Origin of the sequence: Spirosoma oryzae (genome assembly GCF_003002825.1) — a bacterium.
Classification (GTDB): domain Bacteria; phylum Bacteroidota; class Bacteroidia; order Cytophagales; family Spirosomataceae; genus Spirosoma; species Spirosoma oryzae.
The window spans coordinates 112,562-130,203 of record NZ_PVTE01000015.1 but is presented as its reverse complement, the minus strand read 5'-3'; the positions used below and the strand labels follow the sequence as shown (position 1 = coordinate 130,203).

The following is a 17,642-nucleotide window of genomic DNA, read 5'->3' as shown; positions in this document are numbered from 1 at the left end:
ATGGCTCAGGAAATCTTCTTCAAATCACTGCGGAATCTGGAAACATACACCCGCAATCTGAAAATTTTTGCTTTTACCGGTGTCGGCTTCATGGCACTGGTCGCGCTTGCGGCATTATGGTTTGCCTATCAAACAAAGGTTGATGCCGAAAGCCGGATCTACGTTGTCGAGCAAGGCAAATCGCTCATTGCGGCTTTGCGTAACGATGTACGGGAGAACCGGCCCGTTGAGGGCAAGGACCACATCCGACGGTTTCACGAACTGTTCTTCACGCTTGATCCCGATTCAAAAGCCATTCAGGAGCACATCGACGAAGCCCTGCCTTACGCCGATGAAAGCGTAGCGCGGCTCTACATGGACACCAAAGAGAAAGGGTATTACAACCAACTCGTCCAGGCTGCGGCTTCGCAGGAGATTCAGGTTGATAGTATTCAGCTCGACATGACGCAGTACCCTTACGCATTCCGGGCCTACTCCCGGCAACAGATCATTCGTCTGACCAATATCACGGTTCGGCGACTGGTGACGGGGGGCTATCTGCGTAACGTCAGCCGGTCGGAAGTGAACCCCCACGGCTTTCTCATCGAGCGGTTCAACGTGCTGGACAATCAGGACATTGAAGAACGGGTACGCCAATGAACAGGATCGCAAAACTACTTAGCCAGGCGGGGGAATACGCAGCTACGCTATCGAATAAAACCCGCCTGCGGATAGTGCTTTCCGGCTTGGTTCTGCTGATGGGTGGCGGTGTATACAAGTTGGTCCGCAGCATTGATAAACTCAACGAACCTACGCCTGCCGCAACGCCTGAGCAGCTACTCAAACCAATGGAAAAGCTGTACTCCCAGACCAGAGCCGAGGTAGACAATTACGTCTACAAACGGCGATTGACAACAGCGCAACTCGACAGTGTATCTCGCCTAATGCATAAATCCAAAAAGCCATGAGTGCAACGACCGCTTCCATCGCTACCAATGACATCGCCTTCTATCGTAAACGTCAGCTGTACATGCGTTTACCGCTAATTGTATGGCCGTTTATCCTGATCCTCTACCCAATCTTAGGCGGTGGGAAAGGAACGCGCCTGCAGGACGAAATGGCCGTCACGGAGTCAACTCAGACAGGATTTAACTCAACGATGCCTGTTGCCGAAAATGGCAGCATAAAAGGCCGGGAAGTTGAAAGAGCCGGCTACGGTCAGGCAGCACCGGGGCAGGTCTTATCAGCCTTCTCTCACACAGTCAGTGATTCGGTTAAAGGTGGGCTGAAGACAATACCGGTCGACAATCCGTCGCCGGTTGCCACTACCCACGCATCAAGTCTCGCTGCGTCAACACCGGTAGTAGCCGCCCAACCTGTTCGGCATGCGCGTACTACGGCCTATGCCGCGCCACGTCGACAGGCAGCGAACACTTATTACTATACTCCTCCGGGGGGTACGGTAAGTGATCAGCAATTGACGAATCAGCTGCGCGACTACCAGGCCAATCGATCCGCTCCGGTAAAAAGTACCTCGGCGGCTATGTCGGCTCCTACTCCGGCTGCCGTAGTAAGCGCCGATGCTGCACCAGCCAGCGTTCAGATCACCGACAACGTAACGGCCTCGCGACTCTCGGAGGAAACCGATAACAGCAGCCCGTTTTACACGGCCCCTACTGAAGGGTCACGGCGTAAGTCCGAACGCGCTGTATTGAGCAGTGGCAACAGCTACGGCAGCAAGAAAACTATCGCTTGGATGATCCCGGTCGTTGTACACGAAGACCAGACCATCAAAGACGGTCAGCAGGTCAAGTTGCGGCTGCTCAAAGAGATCACCGCCGACGGGGTGACGATCCCAGCCAACACGATCCTTTACGCGGTCTGTAAACTCAGCGATGACCGGCTGCGGCTCACGGTCAACAACCTGCAACTGCATGGCCAGCTGATACCCCTCAATCTTGACGTATACGACACGGACGGCTCCCAGGGTGTCAATGTACCGGGACTCTCACAAAGTAGCCAGAACAGCGGCCAATTGCGCTCCTCGGCCATTCAGGGGCTCAACGTTCCCGGTATCGGTGGGCTGGCCACCAGTGTACTCAGTTCGGCCCGTATGAGCGCGGCCAATTCCGCCCGGCAAACCTCCATCCGGCTACGGGCGGGTTACAATCTTTTCCTCAAAGCCTAACAATCAACCCAATGAAACGACTACTCATTCCCATCTGTCTGCTGCTGGCTGGTGCTCCGGCCATGGCTCAACTTGCCTTTGTATTGCCAATGACCAACGCCAGCATTCGCCCCTCGTACGCTATTCAGGTCAGCGCCAACAAGACAACGCACATCATCTTTCCCTACGAGATCCGTTACGCCGATCTGGGCAGTAAAGAGATTGCAGGGGAAGCCGTCGAAAAGGCGGGTAACGTGTTCCGGTTGAAGGCGACGGGGCAGAACATGTTCATGGAAACCAACCTGACCATCGTGACCTCTGACGGCCGTCTGTTCTCCTTCCTGGTCAGCTACAAAGACCAACCTGACGCGGTAACCTATGATCTGACCAAGATACTGCTCGATGGCGACGTCAGTAAGTCGGCCAAGGTCAGCAGCGGCTCGCAGGCTCGGCTCGCCGACAACCTGAATAAGCAGGGGGAACTGGCCATGCATAGCCGTCGCAAGATTCGGCACGTCGGCTATCAGACGCAGGGCATGAACCTGTTTCTGAAGAATATCCTCTACAAAGACGATGTGATGTATATCGTCCTAGGGCTGGATAACAGTTCGAAACTGGACTACCAGATCGATTACCTGCGCACCTACGTCATGCAGCTCAAGAAAGCGGGTGAAAGCTCCGCCACGCAGGATGTACCGGTAGACCCTATCAAAGAATTCGATGCCAGTGAAGTAGTCGTACCCCGGCATGGCGATCTGGTCAAGGTTGTGGCCATTCAACGCCTGACGCTGGAGAAAGATCGTCGACTCGTCGTGCAGGTAGGGGAGGAGGCTGGCGGCCGTCAAATGGTCATCTCCATTGGACCCGAAGAATTGGCTATGGCTCGTCCGCTTTAATGCCAGCAAGGAGTTCGGAAGTTCCGAACCCCTCAACTCACACAAACTATCAATCATGAAAACGACACTTTGTCTACTCTTCGCACTGCTCACGTTTGGAACGGGGGCAGTGACCGCGCAGGTGCATCAGGCCGGACAGTCGGCATTCGAACTATCGGCCGGTGCGCTCGATGGCTTTAAACTACCCAAGCAGGACAATTTTGGCTACTTCAGTGCCCTAGCTTATAGCCGCTATACGTCGCGGGATTCGTACTGGAAAGCCAGCTTTCACCTCAATCAGAAGTTCTACGCCTACGATCAAAAGCAGGTCCCGGTATCGCAGTGGTTGGGTGAAGCGACCTATTTCACCCGCGCGTTGGGGCTCATCAACCGGGGCTGGATGCTCAACATCGGCGGTGGCGTGGCCGGTGGCTACGAGTCGGTCAATCAGGACGGCCGGGTCATTGAAGGCGCACTGATCGGCAACGAGTCCAACTGGGTCGTCGGTCCGACGCTCGCTGTAGAGTGGGAATACCTGCTTACTGGCAAAACGATCCTGACCGCTCGGGTGCAGGAGTATTATCTGTTCCGCTCATCGATCACGCCCACCCGCTTCAATCTGGGGCTGGGTATCAAATTCATTCTACCAACCGATTCCGCCAACTGATCATGAAACGACTCGCTATACTACTATGCCTTGGCATGGCCACGCTGTGGGGTTGCCAAACTGAATCGCTGGCTATCCGGGCTCCGTATCGCATCCGGCTTAATGCGGGTATGCCTGGCCAGCAACTACGGGTACACCAGCCCTACGTTATCCCGCTTGAATTGCTGACCGACTCCTACTACCAGAAGTACGGCTATGAGTTAGTGTACTATCAGGCGGCAGGTCTGGGTAAGCTCAGCGGGGGGAGTGATACGGCCCGCTTCGACGTCCTGCAGAAAGTGCCGGTACCACTGACATTGGGCGGCTCGTCGTGGCAGTTCACGCCAGCGGCAACAGGGGCCTGTCAGGTGGTGCTCGTGGCACAACAGGCGCGGGGGTACACACTATCCGATACAGTACGGATGAACTTTCAGGTGGTACCGTAATCGATCGACGCCAATGAAAGCATTTCCACTACCCACTATTGTCGTTTTCCTGCTGATCGGTGTTTGCATGCGAGCCTTCAGTCTGCCGCAGCGTGTATACAATCGGATTGATTATCCAGTAGGAGTAAAGCTTCGATTGAAACGAATCACCCCGAAACCGCCCATACCTGACACGATCCAGGTCGTCGGCTATGACCGGGATAAGGTCGAGTACCGCATTCTGTCGACTTACGAACCGCTCAATATTCATAGCGGCATTCACTCCAACGATGTACTGCACGGATACTATCTACCACTCAGATAACGACTCAGACTGATGAAAACTCTTTTTATCCCCATTCTCATTGCACTCCTAAGCACGACTACCACCTTCGCGCAGGAGACATATAACTTCAGTGGCACTTCTGACACCGAGCAGGCCGCCAAACTTGAATTAATCCGGATTCTCAACGAACGGATGAATAAGCTAACTACGGCTCAGATGAATTCCCGGGTCATTGTTTCGCGCGGTGTGTCGACCTACTACAAAGTAGACGAAATCATGCGAATGAAGCAGGATATCTACGGCTATCGCAGCAAGTACGTATCAATCGCGGGCAATCTGGAGAAGGCCAATCCCGGCTTTGCGGCTACAGGTGGTAATGGCTTCGCCTACCGATACATGACTCAATACAACCGAGCTGTCGAGACAGCGAACGCAATAGCCAAGCAACTGCAAGTTGTTATCACATCAGGTCAACCGATCGCTCTGCCGCCAATGCCGACGATCAACATCTCTTTATCGTCCAGTTCTTCACCCGCTGGTGACGCCGGGGCGGCAATGCTAGCACTTAATAATCAGTACGGTGTGACCGATGCTGACAGTTACAACGCGCTCGCTCCGGACAAGAGAGCGGAATACGACGAGAAGTTTAAGGACCTAAGTCTGAAAATGTACGGCGAGCTTCAGGCCGATAACGCAAAGAACAATCAAAAGCTACTCGGTATTCTGGGCAACATGATTGGAGCCGCCTTCGGTGCGCCAATGGCGGGAACCCTTATCATGAGCGTTATCAACAGCGCGACCAGTGGGGGAGGGGTGGCCGGACTGATCGGCACTATCAACGACACCTTCCAGGTACCACTTGGCTATTTTGACTCGCTTACGCTTAAATTAACCGACGCTGAGCGCATCAAAATGATCGATGAGTTGCACCTTCGTATTTCGGAGACGTATCAGCAGGTGGCCGCGTTGGGTGCCAGCATGAGTACGGAAACCAGTAAGCGCTATAACGAGTTAAGCCAGCCCCGGAATGAGATGATTATGTACGGGCCAAAGAAATAAATTGGAAAGGGGAAATAAGATGAAACGATACGGTTTGCGCTGGCTATGGGTACTTATCATTGCATTGGTCTACAGCTGCGGTCCTAAAGACCCACAGCCAGCCTTACCGTCGTATCTGATCATACCGGCCGATCTGTCCAGCTACTCCGGTTCTGGGCTGATTACGGTAACAGGAGAAGGCCTTTCCCTGCGGGCAGAGGGACCAGAACACATTGATACACCGACCAGCACCTACTACGGGGTGACGGGTAACGTGCTACAGGACGATATCAATGCTTATTTCACAGTCGGGCAGCCGCGGGCGTACCGCGAAAACAGCAGTGTGCCGGCGCAATACCGGGCCAATGGGTGGCTACAGATATACAACACGATGACGCCGGGCACGTATCGCATGGGTATTCGGGAACAGCCAGGCGCGCGGGGAGAGATAGCCGACCTAATCCTGAACCTACCGGGCCCGCAGCTGTACACCATGCAGAGTGGATCGTTGACGATCTCAGAAGTCACTACCGTCAAGACGCAGGGGACTCAACAGTTGAAGCGGATACAGGGCACCTTTACGGTATCGGCGACGGCCAGCGGACTAGGCACTACGCCTGGGAAGGCAATACCGCTTACGGGCAGTTTCGACATGCTGTTTGTGCAGGATTAGTTACTTACACACAATGCTGATAAATTAGTACAGATAGGATCGCCCAAGACAATAAGCAAGAGCAAACCTGCTGACTAGTATGCCTTTAGCCTTTATTATGTGATTATCCACTGAACAAAGTCTTGATCACCCTCATCTTAATGACTGGTAGTAGGGAAGAGGCTATCCATAATATCTCCCAGCTTCTGATCTTTGCTAAAGCGAACATCTGGGCCTGGTGCAATAATAGTTGCAGGCGTAGAAGATTTGGGTATGACTACAACCCTCTTTGCTTTCGCCGGAGCCTTCATTTGGTCAATACCTATTGATTTGATTAGATAAGCTGTTGGATTCTTTATATTCGTTCGAAGCCCATTATTTAATTCAGAATCGACGCGTAGAAATGTACTAAGTAGTCCTGGATCAGAAGCAATTAAGTCTTTTTGCCAGTCCTTTAGTTTATAATTTCTCATTAATTGCCAAGCAGTAGCTACCGCTTCATTGATTGACATTCCGTTGACCTGACGACGTTCTCGCTCAACACCATCATTTGCTAGTTCTTTTGATGTCTTAATGAAAAAGGTTAATTCAATAACTCTCTTACCTTCTTTTTTTGACACTTCCCAACTCAAATGAATTTGAGCCTTATTTTTCAACTCACGCTGAGCAACCCCCAATGCGTTCACACAGAAGTCATTGTATCGGTATGTATCCGGGCAATTTAACATAATGCGCAATTCACTTACTGCATAGGTGAATCGCTTTTGGCCTCGATTATGGAACATGCTCACAATCTCAAACATACGCTGAGCGTAAACAGACGAGAGCGATAGCATGACATCTATATCGTATTTAGTATATCGCTGTCCTAATTCTGCGAAATGTGGAACAACATCAGCGAACATAGTAAGTACAATGACTTTCCTTCCATCAACTACAGCAGACTTAACGCTTGGGAAAGGGGTAATATAGTGGAATTCGGCTTTGCTATCGTTGCGATACATAAGCCGCTTTTGTTGAAGAGTGTCTGCTGCATCTGCAATAAGATTGTATCTATCTTTTGTTAGTTCTGTGTAAGGTATGTGAAACTTAAGGTTCGTATCCGGTTTAAGTTCACCCTTAAGAACCATATGACCAATCTGGTTGACAACTAAAACAACTATCTTCTTTTCCAACTCGGTGAATTCCTGTCGTGATTCGGTAAAGAGGTTAGACTGATAATTAGTTGGGTGCTTATTGAAAATAGAATGCGTTACCTTGGATAAGTCGATATCAGAATGAGTCATATCACATATTGATTTGTACAATGGTAAATTTAATAATAAATACAAGTTTGTTCTTATCAAGTTCGTAATACTGTTGTATGGTACCGACTAAACCTTGTTTTTACGTGCGTAAAAACAAGGTTTAGTCGGTACCATACAACAGTACAGCCCTGAATAATTATACGTATCCTACCTTTAATGATAAACTATTTATTGTACCGATTAAAACTTGTATTAATACATGTATACCGATCAAATCTTGTAGTATAACCGACTAAACCTTGCTTTTAAGACCGAGCAAATCTTGTTTTACGAGTTATATATTTCCGACTAAACCTTGTTTTTGTACCGACTGAACCTTGTTTTTTTATTCATATTATATTGATAATCAGTCAGTTACAAGCCTCTTAAATCAATCAAACATATTATTGATAAAGGGGATAAAGGATCAAACCTTTTTTGGAAAGGGGAAAGAGGTGTAGTCAAACAAATATTTATTTACTTTTAGGGGAAATAAAGCCATTATATTGCTATCCCACCACACCCAGTAGGGGAGACCAACCACTGCACCGCTTAAACATCGTTTTTCTATGGATGACCAACAACAACCAAAAGCCAAACCCAAGAAACGGCCCGACAACGCACCCATCGATGCACTACGCGTTTTGCTCAAACAACAGGCTATACAACTCACACCCGTAGTTAATCAGGTCAGTGCACTGCCCGTCGACGATAGTCTAGAGTACTACTTTATTCCCATGCAATATATGAAGCAGTACGCCCCTTACCACCGACCGGGTAAGCCCTTCAAAAACTTCAAACTCGTCAATTACAACCAGCCCGCCATCTCCCTTTCCTTCTTCTACAAGCACAAGTATTCCATCCAACGAAATCCCACTCACGATGAGGTGATGCTACACCTGCGTAACCAGCGTAATGAACTACTGAACCGGTCACTCTTTGAGCAACTCAGTGCTACCCAGAACGAAGAACTGCGGCAAGTCGATGGACTCATGCGCGCCTTCCGGGACAATCCTGAGGCCTATCAGGCCTGTTTCTCTAACTATCACCACTACTATCGCTACTGGACTTGCGCCTATCGCTACTTTGAAGATACCACCCTCACCCAGACCAGTAGTCTCACCGAACATTTACTGAAGCACACTGAACGCATCAAGGGCCAGGTTCATGAGCGCATCAATGTAATCTTCATCGATCCCCACTACATCACTCGTCCCGTGCCCAATGACAATAAGTTTGTCGATCGCGAACTCGATACCTTTCCCCTGCAACTGCGACAAGGGATCACCACACTCTATCTACGCAGAAACCCGTTTACCGACCAAGCCATTTGACAATGCTCGCTAACGACTCGTACTTTGGGCGAACAGCTAAACACAGATGAACATGAGAACAGGTAGCGGCATCAAGAACATAGTCAAGTACCGACTCACCAGGACGCCCGATGGTAATCTGCTGGTAAGTTTTTACCACTTGGATGTCTTCGATCAACAGGCCGTCAACTGGCGCATTGCAGAGTAACTAGTGGATGAAAAGATGGGCCCCGAAGTACTTTATGAAGGTAATCTCAACAACAACACGCACTACCAGCCCGCTATCTTCAATCTACTGCGCCGGGTGGAGGTATATGTCAACTGCGTACGCATCGAACGCACCAAATGATGGGGCAGTCCATATAGGTAGGGCCACCATAGTAGGTAGTAAAGATTCATCTACTATAAACCCAACATCCCCCAACAACTCCGCTGATGCCTTAGTACACCCTTCTGAGCGGACAAGCCTGATAGCTAGTTTAGTTCAGTTGACAGGTAGTAGAGGCTGATCTGTCCGAGTCAAATAAGCCAGTAAATCGCGTTGGTAAATCAGGCATTCGGTCTGATAGTCCACACCCCAGCTGTTGGCGGTATCAATAGGCTCGATACGACTACCAATCACATGGGTTAGCGACCCCATGGCTTGGGCTTCATCAGCATAGCCCGCTTCGTCAATCTGATTGATAATCTGGACCATCAAGTTTTTGATCACACCGTAGCGGAACGAGGACTGCATTGTTGGGGTAGCGTGGTTGAGTGTCTATTCAACGGACTAATAAAATGGGTAGTTTCCCGCCTAACGACTGGATACCCCAATATCAATGCAGGATCTCACAGCTATCAGACTATTGAGGAGTTCTACGGAAAGGGAGATAGTTCACGGTCCGCCGGCGGTCGTTTGAACGAAAAGTCAGTCTCTCAGACTTGGTCTGCACGGCAAACCAATTAAGCCAAATTAGGAAATTCTAACGAGTGACTTCACGAATCAGACGGGTTAGGTCCTGTTCAGACGTACTTGTTTTTACACGAATACGGATCAACGTGTGGCCTGCTTTAGCCATAATTTTATCTTTCATCCGGTCCTTGGTCTGCTGCTTTTCGCTGTCGTGGTAAATGCTGTCGATCTCCAGCATCTTAAAAGGCTTGAAGGAATTTTCAGCGTCAAAAACTACACAATCGACCAAGGCTCTGAAAAAGTAACTTCGCTCATCCTGGTCCAGAAAGTGTTCGATTTGCCCAAAATCGACTAGTGCCGATACCGCTACGTTGGGAAAAACAAGGTAAGTACTATAGACCTCCCGAACGGCCCTATAAAAATTATACTCCTGCTTCGATTTAAACAGGCTGATCGTACTGTCGACTAATTCGACTTCATTGTTGACCGTAACCTGAATGGTTCTCTGTTGGGAATGGTCAATGACTTTAGATCTGGTCCGGTCAAAATCGCCGATCAACTCAATACTAACCGGCAAACTTGGGTATAGTCTGGCATACCGTAAAGCAGACTGCGCCTGAGTGGTACGCAGACCAAGAATCAGTTGTTCCGCGAGTTCGGCAAGGTCCTGAGTGGCGAGGGTAAAATGAAAATTGGAACCAGTATGCAGCATATGAAATTGCTCCAGATACATAACATAGTCTGGATCCTGTTTAATGCTGTCTCCTCCGATCAATTCCCGAATAAACTGAGCATTGAGAACGGCTTTAGCAATCTCATCTTCCTGAATTTGACCGTAGACCGTGTTATTCTTAAACAACTCAATCAATGCTTTCCAATTTCGTTGCTGAAGGAGTTGGAATGTATGTTCTCGGTCGAAACGCATCTGATCGTGTAATAAAAAATAAGCATAAATATACCGGCTTTGCTTTGGATTATACACCTGACAGCAAAAAGCCAAAATCAGCCGATGTCCATTGGCTCAGACTCTATCATCAAATCATCTGTTTCCCTGTCTTCAACCTTTCGATAAGACTAAGGCTCAAGTAATTGAGAGGACTACGTATTTGCTTACTTTAGATTTCTAGTAGCATGGTATCCGAATTCTAACCATTCTAGGACATGGTAGCAATTGGCCTGGGCGATGTTGTCCAACTGCGGACTGGAAGTCCGCCGATGATTGTCGTTGAGTACGGTACGCAAGACGTTCTTCACCTCAGCTGGCACCAATCAGATCAGTGGACCGGGGACCCGGATAGTTTCATCTGCATCTGGTGGGAACGTGAGGTGCGTTACCAGGGCTTATTCTCCCGGTACCAGTTAGAAAAGTCATAAGCCCTACCGGTTAAGCCCGTTCTTATTCCCTTTATCAAAGGGGTTGACGACGAAAATGAACGTTTTTAATCGTAATATTACGATACAAATAAAATCACTTACCTTTGTTGCATGGGCGTGACCAAAACCGAAATATTCACTCAAGAGCAGAACCGCGTAGCAGATCTGGCCAAAGCCTTTGCACATCCGGCGCGGGTAGCTATCCTGCAACTGCTGGCTCAGAAGAAAGCCTGCGTTTGTGGTGATTTGGTCGATGAATTGCCGCTGGCGCAGGCTACCGTCTCCCAGCACCTCAAAGAACTTAAACGAATTGGTATCATTCAGGGAGACATTGACCCGCCCCGCGTGTGCTACTGCATCAATGAGCCGGTTTGGGAAGAAGCCCGGCAGGCGTTCGGTGGCGTGTTCGATCTGTTGCTGGCTAAGGCCTGCTGCTAGAGGACGTCTTATTTTTCGATTAAGTCAATCGCAATATCACAATAAACCAATACGATCATGATGGATTCCGTAGAGCCGATGAACTGGCAGGCCTTCAAGAGTACGCTGCTCCATAACCCCGACAAACATCTCCAGTTTCAGTACGCCGAAGGCGAGTTCGTCGATGCGTCCTTTCACATCACTGAGATCAAACAGGCCCCCATCGTGTCGGTCGATTGTGGCGGTAAAATGAACACTTGGACCGAAGTGATTATGCAACTCTGGGAGCCGTCCATTCAGGAGGCTGGCCGATCCATGACCGTGAGCAAAGCCCTGTCGATCATTAATCTAGTGGAAAAGTCATTACCATTGAATCCGCTGGCCACCGTCAAAATTGAGTTTGGTAACTCCCGGTTCGACACCCGCCAAATGTATCCGGGCGACTTCAGTATCGACTCCGATACCTTCACGGTCAATCTCACGCCAGATTTCACCCAGTGTAAAGCCATGACCCGAGGGCAGAGCTGCGGCATAACGCCAGCCGGTGAGGCCTGCTGCGCTCCGGCCGTGGCAACGACACCCGTGCAACCGGTCCTTGAGCTTGTCGAAGTGGATGCGCTGGTCTGTGCCCCCGGTTCAGGCTGTTGCTCGTAACCAACTACGGTATGTAACCGATACCTACTATCGCCTGGCTGACACTAGTAGCGTGCCAGGCGATAGTATTGCCGAACGTCAATCTGCCAACCTGTAAACAAACTCCACGATGACGATACGCACCGTCCGGCCGGAAGACTGGTCTACACTGGCCCTGATTTACCAACAGGGCATCGATACGGGTCAGGCTACATTCGAGACCAAGGCCCCGCTCCCAATCGAGATGGTCGCTAAATACCTGCCTGCTCCGCAACTGGTGGCCGAACAGGATGATAAAATCGCCGGTTATGCCCTATTGTCGGCCGTATCGGGCCGCTGTGTGTATGGGGGCGTGGCCGAAGTAAGCCTCTACGTAGCCGCAACGGAACGTGGACAGGGCCTTGGCGGTCAGCTGCTCGGCCGACTGATTACCGATAGTGAAGCCCTGGGATTCTGGACCTTGCAGGCGGGCATTTTCCCGGAGAACACCGCCAGCGTCGCGCTGCACCACCGACACGGATTTCGAACCGTCGGGTACCGGGAAAAACTAGGGCAACAGCATGGCATCTGGCGGAACGTACTGTTGCTCGAACGGAGAAGCAGCCTTGTAGGTTAACAGTCAGCTTATCGTTTCGCCTTCACATTCGAGAAAACGTACAGGGTTTCCGTGGCAATCTGTTTGCACCGCTCGTCGTATTTTGCCGTTTCTTCGGCTTTACCATCGAACGCTTTTGGGTCGTCGTAAGGCGTGGCTACCCGCGCGGCAGCCCCCCGCACCATCGGGCAGGCGGCATCGGCTTGTGAACAGGTCATGACCGCACAGAAATCGCGCTGGGGATTGGCCGTGTCATCGTACTTCTTGGAAAAAGCCCTGATCGGTTCCTTGTCTGATGCAACGATTACGTCGTAGACGGGATTAGCACCTTCCGACACTTTTTTGATGATGAAGCCCGCCCTCGAACAGGCGGCTACCGCCCGTTCGTTAAAAGCACTCACTTCGGTTCCACCCGAGAAGGTTTTTACGTTCGGGATGCCGTAATAAACCGCAGCCGCAGCCGCCCAGATCTGCCCGAAGTGGCTGCGCCGGGAATTGTGCGTACAGATGTAGGTGAGCTGTATGGGTTCACCAGCGTTCACCTGCTGTTGAATAAATGTCGTGATTCTATCCAGCTGCGCTTTGCGATCAGCCGGGATTTTAAAAAAATCAGGTTTGAGGGCGTTAACATAGGTGACTAGCGCGTCGTTCAAAACGCTTTTCTTGACTGGATCGTCGCCCAAACTAATGGTTGTTGCCATGAGGAGAAGAAAGGTGGTTATGGTAAAAAACTTCATCGGAAAGCGGTGTCGGGGAGCGTGGTCGGGGAGAATTACGACATATCATCGCAAATATACGATTAATTGTCAATTTGGTTGGTATGCTCTTAATTAATCGTATATTTGCGATATACAATTAATCGTATGGCCACCAATAAAAAAGAAGCATTTGACACCGCCGAAGTCACCTTAGCCGACTTCGCCAAAGCCCTCGCCCACCCGGCCCGCGTCGCCATCCTGAAAACGCTGGCGGAGCGAAGCACCTGCGTCTGCGGGGAACTGGTCGACGTATTACCCTTGGCGCAGGCGACGGTATCCCAACACCTCAAAGAACTGAAGAAGGCCGACCTCATTAAAGGTGAAATCGATGGAGCCAAATCCTGCTACTGTATCAACTGGGAGGTGTTTGGTCTGATGATCGGAGAGTTCAATCACCTCTTCGCCGGTCTGCAACGCCCGCCCGAATCATCCGAATGCTGCTAAATCCACTCACTGGTCCGACCATCAAGTACTGATTCCTCTCAATTTTATGCGCCTTGCCTTTATCAGCGACATTCACGCCAACCTGCCCGCGCTGGAAGCGGTACTGGCCGATCTCGACCGACAAAAACCTGACGCTGTCTATTGTCTGGGCGATCTGGTCAGCTACGCCCCCTGGCCTAATGAAGTCGTTCAGCTCATTCGGCAGCACCGAATTCCGACGCTCATGGGCAACCATGATTTTACCCTGAGTCAACTCCGTGAGGGGGAGGCCCTGCCCACCGTTCCGCCCGACCCTAAAATGGGGCGGTCCGTCGTTACGGCGGGTGCGCAGTCACTGGCGTTTACCCATGGCCTGTTAGGTAATCAGGAACGGGGCTTTCTGGGTAGCCTGCCCCGCCATATTCGGCTGGAATTCGATACCGCCGACGGGCGGAGTGATGTGCTGATGGTGCATGGCAGCCCGGGCAGCCTGAACGAATACCTGCTCGAAGACCGGACTGAGGCCGATATCCTGTCCGTAATGGATCAAGCCGGTGCGGATATCCTGCTGTTCGGCCATTCGCATCTGCCCTATCACCGGCAGTTACCGGGCCGTAGCCCCGACAAACCGGCGTACCGGCACGCTATCAATACCGGTTCGGTTGGTAAACCCAAAGATGGTGATCCCCGCGCGGGTTACGTGCTGATCGACTGGATCGGGGGCGAACCACGGGTGACCCTGATTCGGGTAGCCTATGACGTTGAGCGGGCGGCACGTGCTATCGAGGAAAGTCCCCTGCCCGATGAATTCGCTGACCGGCTCCGACGTGCTTACTAATCCTGATAGCCATGATCTCGCTTTCGCCTAAAGAAGTAGATATTGTCGTCATCGGCGGTGGGCAAAGCGGCCTGGCGGTGGGCTATTTCCTGCGCCGGACGGGACGTTCGTTCGTCATTTTAGATGCCGGGTCTGCGCCCGGCGGATCCTGGAATCAGGGCTGGGACTCGCTGCGGCTTTTCTCCCCGGCCGAAGCCTCCTCGCTGCCCGGCTGGCCCATGCCCCGCCCGGCGACTGATATCGGGGAGTTTCCATCCCGGCAACAGGTAGTCGATTACCTGACTCAGTACGAAAGCCGCTACAAACTACCGATCGAACGGCCGGTGCGGGTCAGGCAGGTAACGGTCAGTGGGAACGGCTACGCCATCGAAACGGATCGGGGAAGCTGGCAGGCAAACGCTGTGGTCAATACGACCGGAACGGCCAGTCATCCGGTTGTTCCGCCGTATCCGGGTCAGACCGATTATACCGGCGTACAGCTTCACTCGGGCAGCTACCGGTCGCCGGAGGACCTGGCGGGTCAGCGGGTGTTGATCGTGGGCGGGGGCAATTCGGGCGCGCAGATTCTGGCCGACGTCTCGCGGGTGGCCCAGACCGTCTGGGTGACACTCAACGAACCAACCTTTCTGCCCGACGATGTCGACGGACGGGTCTTGTTCAGTCGGGCCACCGAGCGGTACCAGACGTTACAGACCGGCGAAACACCGAAGCCTACGGGCAACCTGGGCGACATTGTGATGGTGCCCACCGTGCGGGATGCCCGGAGCCGGGACGTGCTGCACGCCGTTCGTCCCTTCGAGCGGATTACCCGGACGGGTGTTCAATGGGCTGATGGCCGGACCGAGGATGTCGATACCATTATCTGGTGTACCGGCTTCCGTCCCGCAACGGACTATTTACGCCCCCTCGGCATTGTGGATACCCAGGGACGCATCGCCACCGACGGTACCAAAGCCACCCAGCTGCCGGGTCTGTGGCTGGTCGGCTATGGGGCCTGGACAGGTTTTGCCTCGGCTACCCTGATCGGCGTTGGCCGGTCGGCCCGCACGACGGCCGACGAAGTCAGCACTTATCTCCATCAACATACGCCTGCTTTTACAACTCACGACTAACTCTCTTATGCTTAGTACGCCAACACTTACCCAACAACCCCGGCTCTCGTTTCTGGACCGGTTTCTGACCCTGTGGATTTTTCTGGCCATGGCCATCGGTGTAGCCATTGGCTACTTTTTTCCGCAGACAGAAGGATTCATCAACCAGTTCAACGTCGGCACCACCAACGTGCCGCTGGCCATCGGACTGATTCTGATGATGTACCCTCCACTGGCCAAAGTTCGCTTCGGGGAGCTGCCCAAAGTGTTCAGTAATCCCAAAATCCTGGGTTTGTCACTGCTTCAGAACTGGGTCATCGGGCCACTGCTGATGTTCGGACTGGCAGTCATTTTCCTGCCCGATAAGCCCGAATACATGACGGGGCTGATTATGATCGGTATTGCCCGCTGCATTGCGATGGTCATCGTCTGGAATGATCTGGCCGGTGGCGATCGGCTGTACGCGGCCGGTCTGGTGGCATTCAACAGCGTGTTTCAGGTGCTGTTCTATTCGGTCTATGCTTACGTGTTTATCACCGTGCTGCCGCCCCTGTTCGGTTTGCAGGGCTATAAGGTCAATATCACCATCGGCGAAGTGGCCCAAAGCGTATTCATTTATCTGGGCTTACCGTTTCTGGCCGGCATCCTGTCGCGCATCGTGCTGACCCGACTCAAATCGGTGGACTGGTACGAAAATACGTTCCTGCCCGCCGTTAGCCCAATGACGCTGGTGGCTCTGCTGTTCACGATCGTGGTCATGTTCAGTCTCAAAGGCAGGTTGATCGTCTCGATTCCCTTCGACGTGCTTCGCATCGCCCTGCCCCTGACGGTGTACTTCGTCATTATGTTTTTCTCGGCCTTTTTTCTGGCCAAGCGGGCCGGTACCAACTACGCTAAATCGACCTCGCTGGCCTTTACCGCAGCGGGTAACAACTTCGAGCTGGGCATTGCCGTGGCCATCGCCGTATTCGGTATCAACTCCGGGGCTGCGTTTGCCGCCGTCGTGGGACCACTCATTGAAGTACCCGTCCTAATTCTAATGGTCAATTTCGCGCTCAAACAACGTAACACCTTCAACCCATCTGCCCAATGAAAATTGCTCTCTTCTCCGACATTCACGCCAACCTGCCCGCTTTAGAAGCAGTACTGACCGACATCGACCAACAGAAACCCGATGCCATCTACTGCCTGGGTGACCTGGTGGGTTATAACATCTGGCCTAACGAGGTCATCAATACCATCCGAAAGCGGGGTATCCCCTGCATTGCGGGTAACTATGATTACGGTATCGGCCGGCACAGCGATGATTGCGGCTGTGCTTACCGAGAGGAGGACGAAAAGGCGATGGGAAAGGTCTCCATCGCTTACACCAATCAGGTGGTTGGTGATGCGGAGCGGGCTTACCTGCGCACTCTGCCCACCCATATTCGGGTCGAGTTTGAGTTGGGCTACGATCCCGATAAACTCTGGCAGCAGCAAAAGCCCTTTACGCTGCTGTTAGTACACGGCAGTCCCCGGCGTGTGAACGAGTACCTGTTTGAAGACCGGGGCGACCGGAGTTTAGGCCGGGTGATGGAGGGGGCCGATGCCGATATTCTCTGTTTCGGCCACACCCACAAACCATTTCACAAGGTGGTCAGTGCCGAAGCACCTGGCGAAGAAACATACTTCCGCCATGCCATCAACATCGGCTCGGTGGGCAAACCCAAAGACGGCGACCCCCGCGCGGTCTATGTGCTGCTAACGATCGATGAAACGGCCCAGCCTGGATTGGCCCGTCCTGGATTGGCCCGGCCTGGTGAGGTAGGCGGGGTACAAGTCGATTTTATCCGGGTTGCCTACGACGTCGAGCGGGCAGCCACAGCCGTTGAGGACAGCGAACTGCCCAATCCCTACGCCGACATGCTTCGGACAGGCCATTGAGCAACTATCAATTTTGATCATGGCTATT

Annotated in this window: 24 protein-coding genes; 20 read left to right on the top strand and 4 right to left on the bottom strand. The window is 51.9% G+C overall.

From position 1 onward, the window contains the following. Genes traK through CLV58_RS17840 form a run of 9 tightly spaced genes read left to right on the top strand, consistent with a single transcriptional unit; the run spans position 1 to position 6,089 of the window. Positions 1 to 639 carry a conjugative transposon protein TraK gene (gene traK, locus CLV58_RS17880; RefSeq protein ID WP_106139181.1) on the top strand — a complete coding sequence of 213 codons (639 nt, stop codon included), beginning with the start codon at positions 1 to 3 and terminating at the stop codon, positions 637 to 639. After that, entirely contained in the window at positions 636 to 947 is a 312-nt protein-coding gene (locus CLV58_RS17875; RefSeq protein WP_106139180.1) for a hypothetical protein, read from the top strand. Before traK ends, CLV58_RS17875 begins: the two co-directional genes overlap by 4 nt. After that, positions 944 to 2,167 (top strand): conjugative transposon protein TraM, encoded by a 1,224-nt coding sequence (traM, locus tag CLV58_RS17870; RefSeq protein ID WP_106139179.1) that lies wholly within the window; start codon positions 944 to 946, stop codon positions 2,165 to 2,167. Before CLV58_RS17875 ends, traM begins: the two co-directional genes overlap by 4 nt. Positions 2,168 to 2,178: 11 nt before the next feature. Then, entirely contained in the window at positions 2,179 to 3,042 is an 864-nt protein-coding gene (gene traN, locus CLV58_RS17865; RefSeq protein WP_106139178.1) for a conjugative transposon protein TraN, read from the top strand. 55 nt (positions 3,043 to 3,097) lie between these two features. Then, positions 3,098 to 3,688 carry a conjugal transfer protein TraO gene (locus tag CLV58_RS17860; protein ID WP_106139177.1) on the top strand — a complete coding sequence of 197 codons (591 nt, stop codon included), beginning with the start codon at positions 3,098 to 3,100 and terminating at the stop codon, positions 3,686 to 3,688. 2 nt (positions 3,689 to 3,690) lie between these two features. Beyond that, positions 3,691 to 4,113, top strand: coding sequence for a hypothetical protein (locus CLV58_RS17855; RefSeq protein WP_146141465.1), 423 nt, complete (start codon positions 3,691 to 3,693; stop codon positions 4,111 to 4,113). A gap of 13 nt (positions 4,114 to 4,126) precedes the next feature. Continuing rightward, positions 4,127 to 4,417 carry a hypothetical protein gene (locus tag CLV58_RS28075; RefSeq protein ID WP_146141464.1) on the top strand — a complete coding sequence of 97 codons (291 nt, stop codon included), beginning with the start codon at positions 4,127 to 4,129 and terminating at the stop codon, positions 4,415 to 4,417. A 12-nt stretch (positions 4,418 to 4,429) separates the two neighbouring features. After that, a complete protein-coding gene (locus tag CLV58_RS17845) occupies positions 4,430 to 5,437 on the top strand; it encodes a hypothetical protein (protein ID WP_106139174.1) in 1,008 nt (335 codons plus the stop codon). Positions 5,438 to 5,456: 19 nt separating this feature from the next. Then, positions 5,457 to 6,089: a hypothetical protein gene (locus CLV58_RS17840; protein ID WP_106139173.1), complete on the top strand. Its 633-nt coding sequence runs from the start codon at positions 5,457 to 5,459 to the stop codon at positions 6,087 to 6,089. Positions 6,090 to 6,226: 137 nt separating this feature from the next. Here the strand turns inward: CLV58_RS17840 and CLV58_RS17835 are convergent, their stop codons facing one another. Then, entirely contained in the window at positions 6,227 to 7,354 is a 1,128-nt protein-coding gene (locus CLV58_RS17835) for a replication initiation protein (RefSeq protein WP_106139172.1), read from the bottom strand. A 569-nt stretch (positions 7,355 to 7,923) separates the two neighbouring features. Here CLV58_RS17835 and CLV58_RS17830 point away from each other — a divergent pair. From CLV58_RS17830 to CLV58_RS29005, 3 genes are read left to right on the top strand one after another with little or no spacing between them, the layout of a single operon-like run. Next, positions 7,924 to 8,688 carry a hypothetical protein gene (locus CLV58_RS17830; protein ID WP_106139171.1) on the top strand — a complete coding sequence of 255 codons (765 nt, stop codon included), beginning with the start codon at positions 7,924 to 7,926 and terminating at the stop codon, positions 8,686 to 8,688. Between the two features lie 52 nt (positions 8,689 to 8,740). Beyond that, positions 8,741 to 8,875 carry a hypothetical protein gene (locus CLV58_RS29010; RefSeq protein WP_281257930.1) on the top strand — a complete coding sequence of 45 codons (135 nt, stop codon included), beginning with the start codon at positions 8,741 to 8,743 and terminating at the stop codon, positions 8,873 to 8,875. Between the two features lie 15 nt (positions 8,876 to 8,890). After that, positions 8,891 to 9,016 (top strand): hypothetical protein, encoded by a 126-nt coding sequence (locus tag CLV58_RS29005; RefSeq protein ID WP_281257929.1) that lies wholly within the window; start codon positions 8,891 to 8,893, stop codon positions 9,014 to 9,016. Positions 9,017 to 9,151: 135 nt separating this feature from the next. Here CLV58_RS29005 and CLV58_RS17820 read toward each other — a convergent pair whose 3' ends face one another. Beyond that, entirely contained in the window at positions 9,152 to 9,403 is a 252-nt protein-coding gene (locus CLV58_RS17820; RefSeq protein WP_106139170.1) for a hypothetical protein, read from the bottom strand. Between the two features lie 229 nt (positions 9,404 to 9,632). Continuing rightward, positions 9,633 to 10,487 carry a DUF2726 domain-containing protein gene (locus CLV58_RS17815; RefSeq protein WP_106139169.1) on the bottom strand — a complete coding sequence of 285 codons (855 nt, stop codon included), beginning with the start codon at positions 10,485 to 10,487 and terminating at the stop codon, positions 9,633 to 9,635. A 560-nt stretch (positions 10,488 to 11,047) separates the two neighbouring features. Between CLV58_RS17815 and CLV58_RS17805 the strand changes: the two genes are divergently transcribed. From CLV58_RS17805 to CLV58_RS17795, 3 genes are all read left to right on the top strand, one after another. Next, positions 11,048 to 11,374: an ArsR/SmtB family transcription factor gene (locus CLV58_RS17805; RefSeq protein ID WP_106139167.1), complete on the top strand. Its 327-nt coding sequence runs from the start codon at positions 11,048 to 11,050 to the stop codon at positions 11,372 to 11,374. A 57-nt stretch (positions 11,375 to 11,431) separates the two neighbouring features. Further along, positions 11,432 to 12,007: a DUF6428 family protein gene (locus tag CLV58_RS17800; RefSeq protein ID WP_170108733.1), complete on the top strand. Its 576-nt coding sequence runs from the start codon at positions 11,432 to 11,434 to the stop codon at positions 12,005 to 12,007. A 109-nt stretch (positions 12,008 to 12,116) separates the two neighbouring features. Then, positions 12,117 to 12,602 (top strand): GNAT family N-acetyltransferase, encoded by a 486-nt coding sequence (locus CLV58_RS17795; RefSeq protein ID WP_106139166.1) that lies wholly within the window; start codon positions 12,117 to 12,119, stop codon positions 12,600 to 12,602. A gap of 8 nt (positions 12,603 to 12,610) precedes the next feature. Here the strand turns inward: CLV58_RS17795 and CLV58_RS17790 are convergent, their stop codons facing one another. Further along, a complete protein-coding gene (locus CLV58_RS17790; protein ID WP_106139165.1) occupies positions 12,611 to 13,282 on the bottom strand; it encodes a low molecular weight phosphatase family protein in 672 nt (223 codons plus the stop codon). 162 nt (positions 13,283 to 13,444) lie between these two features. On the opposite strand from CLV58_RS17790, the gene CLV58_RS17785 reads away from it, so the two are divergent. From CLV58_RS17785 to CLV58_RS17765, 5 genes are read left to right on the top strand one after another with little or no spacing between them, the layout of a single operon-like run. After that, positions 13,445 to 13,783, top strand: coding sequence for an ArsR/SmtB family transcription factor (locus CLV58_RS17785; protein ID WP_106139164.1), 339 nt, complete (start codon positions 13,445 to 13,447; stop codon positions 13,781 to 13,783). 46 nt (positions 13,784 to 13,829) lie between these two features. Then, entirely contained in the window at positions 13,830 to 14,600 is a 771-nt protein-coding gene (locus CLV58_RS17780) for a metallophosphoesterase family protein (protein WP_106139163.1), read from the top strand. An 11-nt stretch (positions 14,601 to 14,611) separates the two neighbouring features. After that, positions 14,612 to 15,712 carry an ArsO family NAD(P)H-dependent flavin-containing monooxygenase gene (locus CLV58_RS17775; RefSeq protein ID WP_106139162.1) on the top strand — a complete coding sequence of 367 codons (1,101 nt, stop codon included), beginning with the start codon at positions 14,612 to 14,614 and terminating at the stop codon, positions 15,710 to 15,712. A 7-nt stretch (positions 15,713 to 15,719) separates the two neighbouring features. After that, the gene (gene arsB, locus CLV58_RS17770) at positions 15,720 to 16,784 is read left to right on the top strand and encodes an ACR3 family arsenite efflux transporter (protein ID WP_106139161.1); all 1,065 of its coding nucleotides are present in this window, start codon (positions 15,720 to 15,722) and stop codon (positions 16,782 to 16,784) included. Next, positions 16,781 to 17,614, top strand: a complete 834-nt coding sequence (locus tag CLV58_RS17765) for a metallophosphoesterase family protein (protein ID WP_106139160.1) — start codon at positions 16,781 to 16,783, stop codon at positions 17,612 to 17,614. Before arsB ends, CLV58_RS17765 begins: the two co-directional genes overlap by 4 nt. Positions 17,615 to 17,642 lie beyond the last annotated feature (28 nt).

Coding starts and splice junctions, on each gene's coding strand:
- CLV58_RS17795 (WP_106139166.1), top strand. CDS start 12,117: ATGACGATACGCACCGTCCGGCCGGAAGACTGGTCTACACTGGCCCTG.
- CLV58_RS17875 (WP_106139180.1), top strand. CDS start 636: ATGAACAGGATCGCAAAACTACTTAGCCAGGCGGGGGAATACGCAGCT.
- CLV58_RS17860 (WP_106139177.1), top strand. CDS start 3,098: ATGAAAACGACACTTTGTCTACTCTTCGCACTGCTCACGTTTGGAACG.
- CLV58_RS17855 (WP_146141465.1), top strand. CDS start 3,691: ATGAAACGACTCGCTATACTACTATGCCTTGGCATGGCCACGCTGTGG.
- traM (WP_106139179.1), top strand. CDS start 944: ATGAGTGCAACGACCGCTTCCATCGCTACCAATGACATCGCCTTCTAT.
- CLV58_RS17800 (WP_170108733.1), top strand. CDS start 11,432: ATGATGGATTCCGTAGAGCCGATGAACTGGCAGGCCTTCAAGAGTACG.
- CLV58_RS17830 (WP_106139171.1), top strand. CDS start 7,924: ATGGATGACCAACAACAACCAAAAGCCAAACCCAAGAAACGGCCCGAC.
- CLV58_RS29005 (WP_281257929.1), top strand. CDS start 8,891: ATGGGCCCCGAAGTACTTTATGAAGGTAATCTCAACAACAACACGCAC.
- CLV58_RS17845 (WP_106139174.1), top strand. CDS start 4,430: ATGAAAACTCTTTTTATCCCCATTCTCATTGCACTCCTAAGCACGACT.
- CLV58_RS17790 (WP_106139165.1), bottom strand. CDS start 13,282: ATGGCAACAACCATTAGTTTGGGCGACGATCCAGTCAAGAAAAGCGTT.
- CLV58_RS17820 (WP_106139170.1), bottom strand. CDS start 9,403: ATGCAGTCCTCGTTCCGCTACGGTGTGATCAAAAACTTGATGGTCCAG.
- CLV58_RS17840 (WP_106139173.1), top strand. CDS start 5,457: ATGAAACGATACGGTTTGCGCTGGCTATGGGTACTTATCATTGCATTG.
- CLV58_RS17775 (WP_106139162.1), top strand. CDS start 14,612: ATGATCTCGCTTTCGCCTAAAGAAGTAGATATTGTCGTCATCGGCGGT.
- CLV58_RS17765 (WP_106139160.1), top strand. CDS start 16,781: ATGAAAATTGCTCTCTTCTCCGACATTCACGCCAACCTGCCCGCTTTA.
- CLV58_RS17785 (WP_106139164.1), top strand. CDS start 13,445: ATGGCCACCAATAAAAAAGAAGCATTTGACACCGCCGAAGTCACCTTA.
- CLV58_RS17805 (WP_106139167.1), top strand. CDS start 11,048: ATGGGCGTGACCAAAACCGAAATATTCACTCAAGAGCAGAACCGCGTA.
- CLV58_RS28075 (WP_146141464.1), top strand. CDS start 4,127: ATGAAAGCATTTCCACTACCCACTATTGTCGTTTTCCTGCTGATCGGT.
- arsB (WP_106139161.1), top strand. CDS start 15,720: ATGCTTAGTACGCCAACACTTACCCAACAACCCCGGCTCTCGTTTCTG.
- CLV58_RS29010 (WP_281257930.1), top strand. CDS start 8,741: ATGAGAACAGGTAGCGGCATCAAGAACATAGTCAAGTACCGACTCACC.
- CLV58_RS17780 (WP_106139163.1), top strand. CDS start 13,830: ATGCGCCTTGCCTTTATCAGCGACATTCACGCCAACCTGCCCGCGCTG.
- CLV58_RS17815 (WP_106139169.1), bottom strand. CDS start 10,487: ATGCGTTTCGACCGAGAACATACATTCCAACTCCTTCAGCAACGAAAT.
- CLV58_RS17835 (WP_106139172.1), bottom strand. CDS start 7,354: ATGACTCATTCTGATATCGACTTATCCAAGGTAACGCATTCTATTTTC.
- traK (WP_106139181.1), top strand. CDS start 1: ATGGCTCAGGAAATCTTCTTCAAATCACTGCGGAATCTGGAAACATAC.
- traN (WP_106139178.1), top strand. CDS start 2,179: ATGAAACGACTACTCATTCCCATCTGTCTGCTGCTGGCTGGTGCTCCG.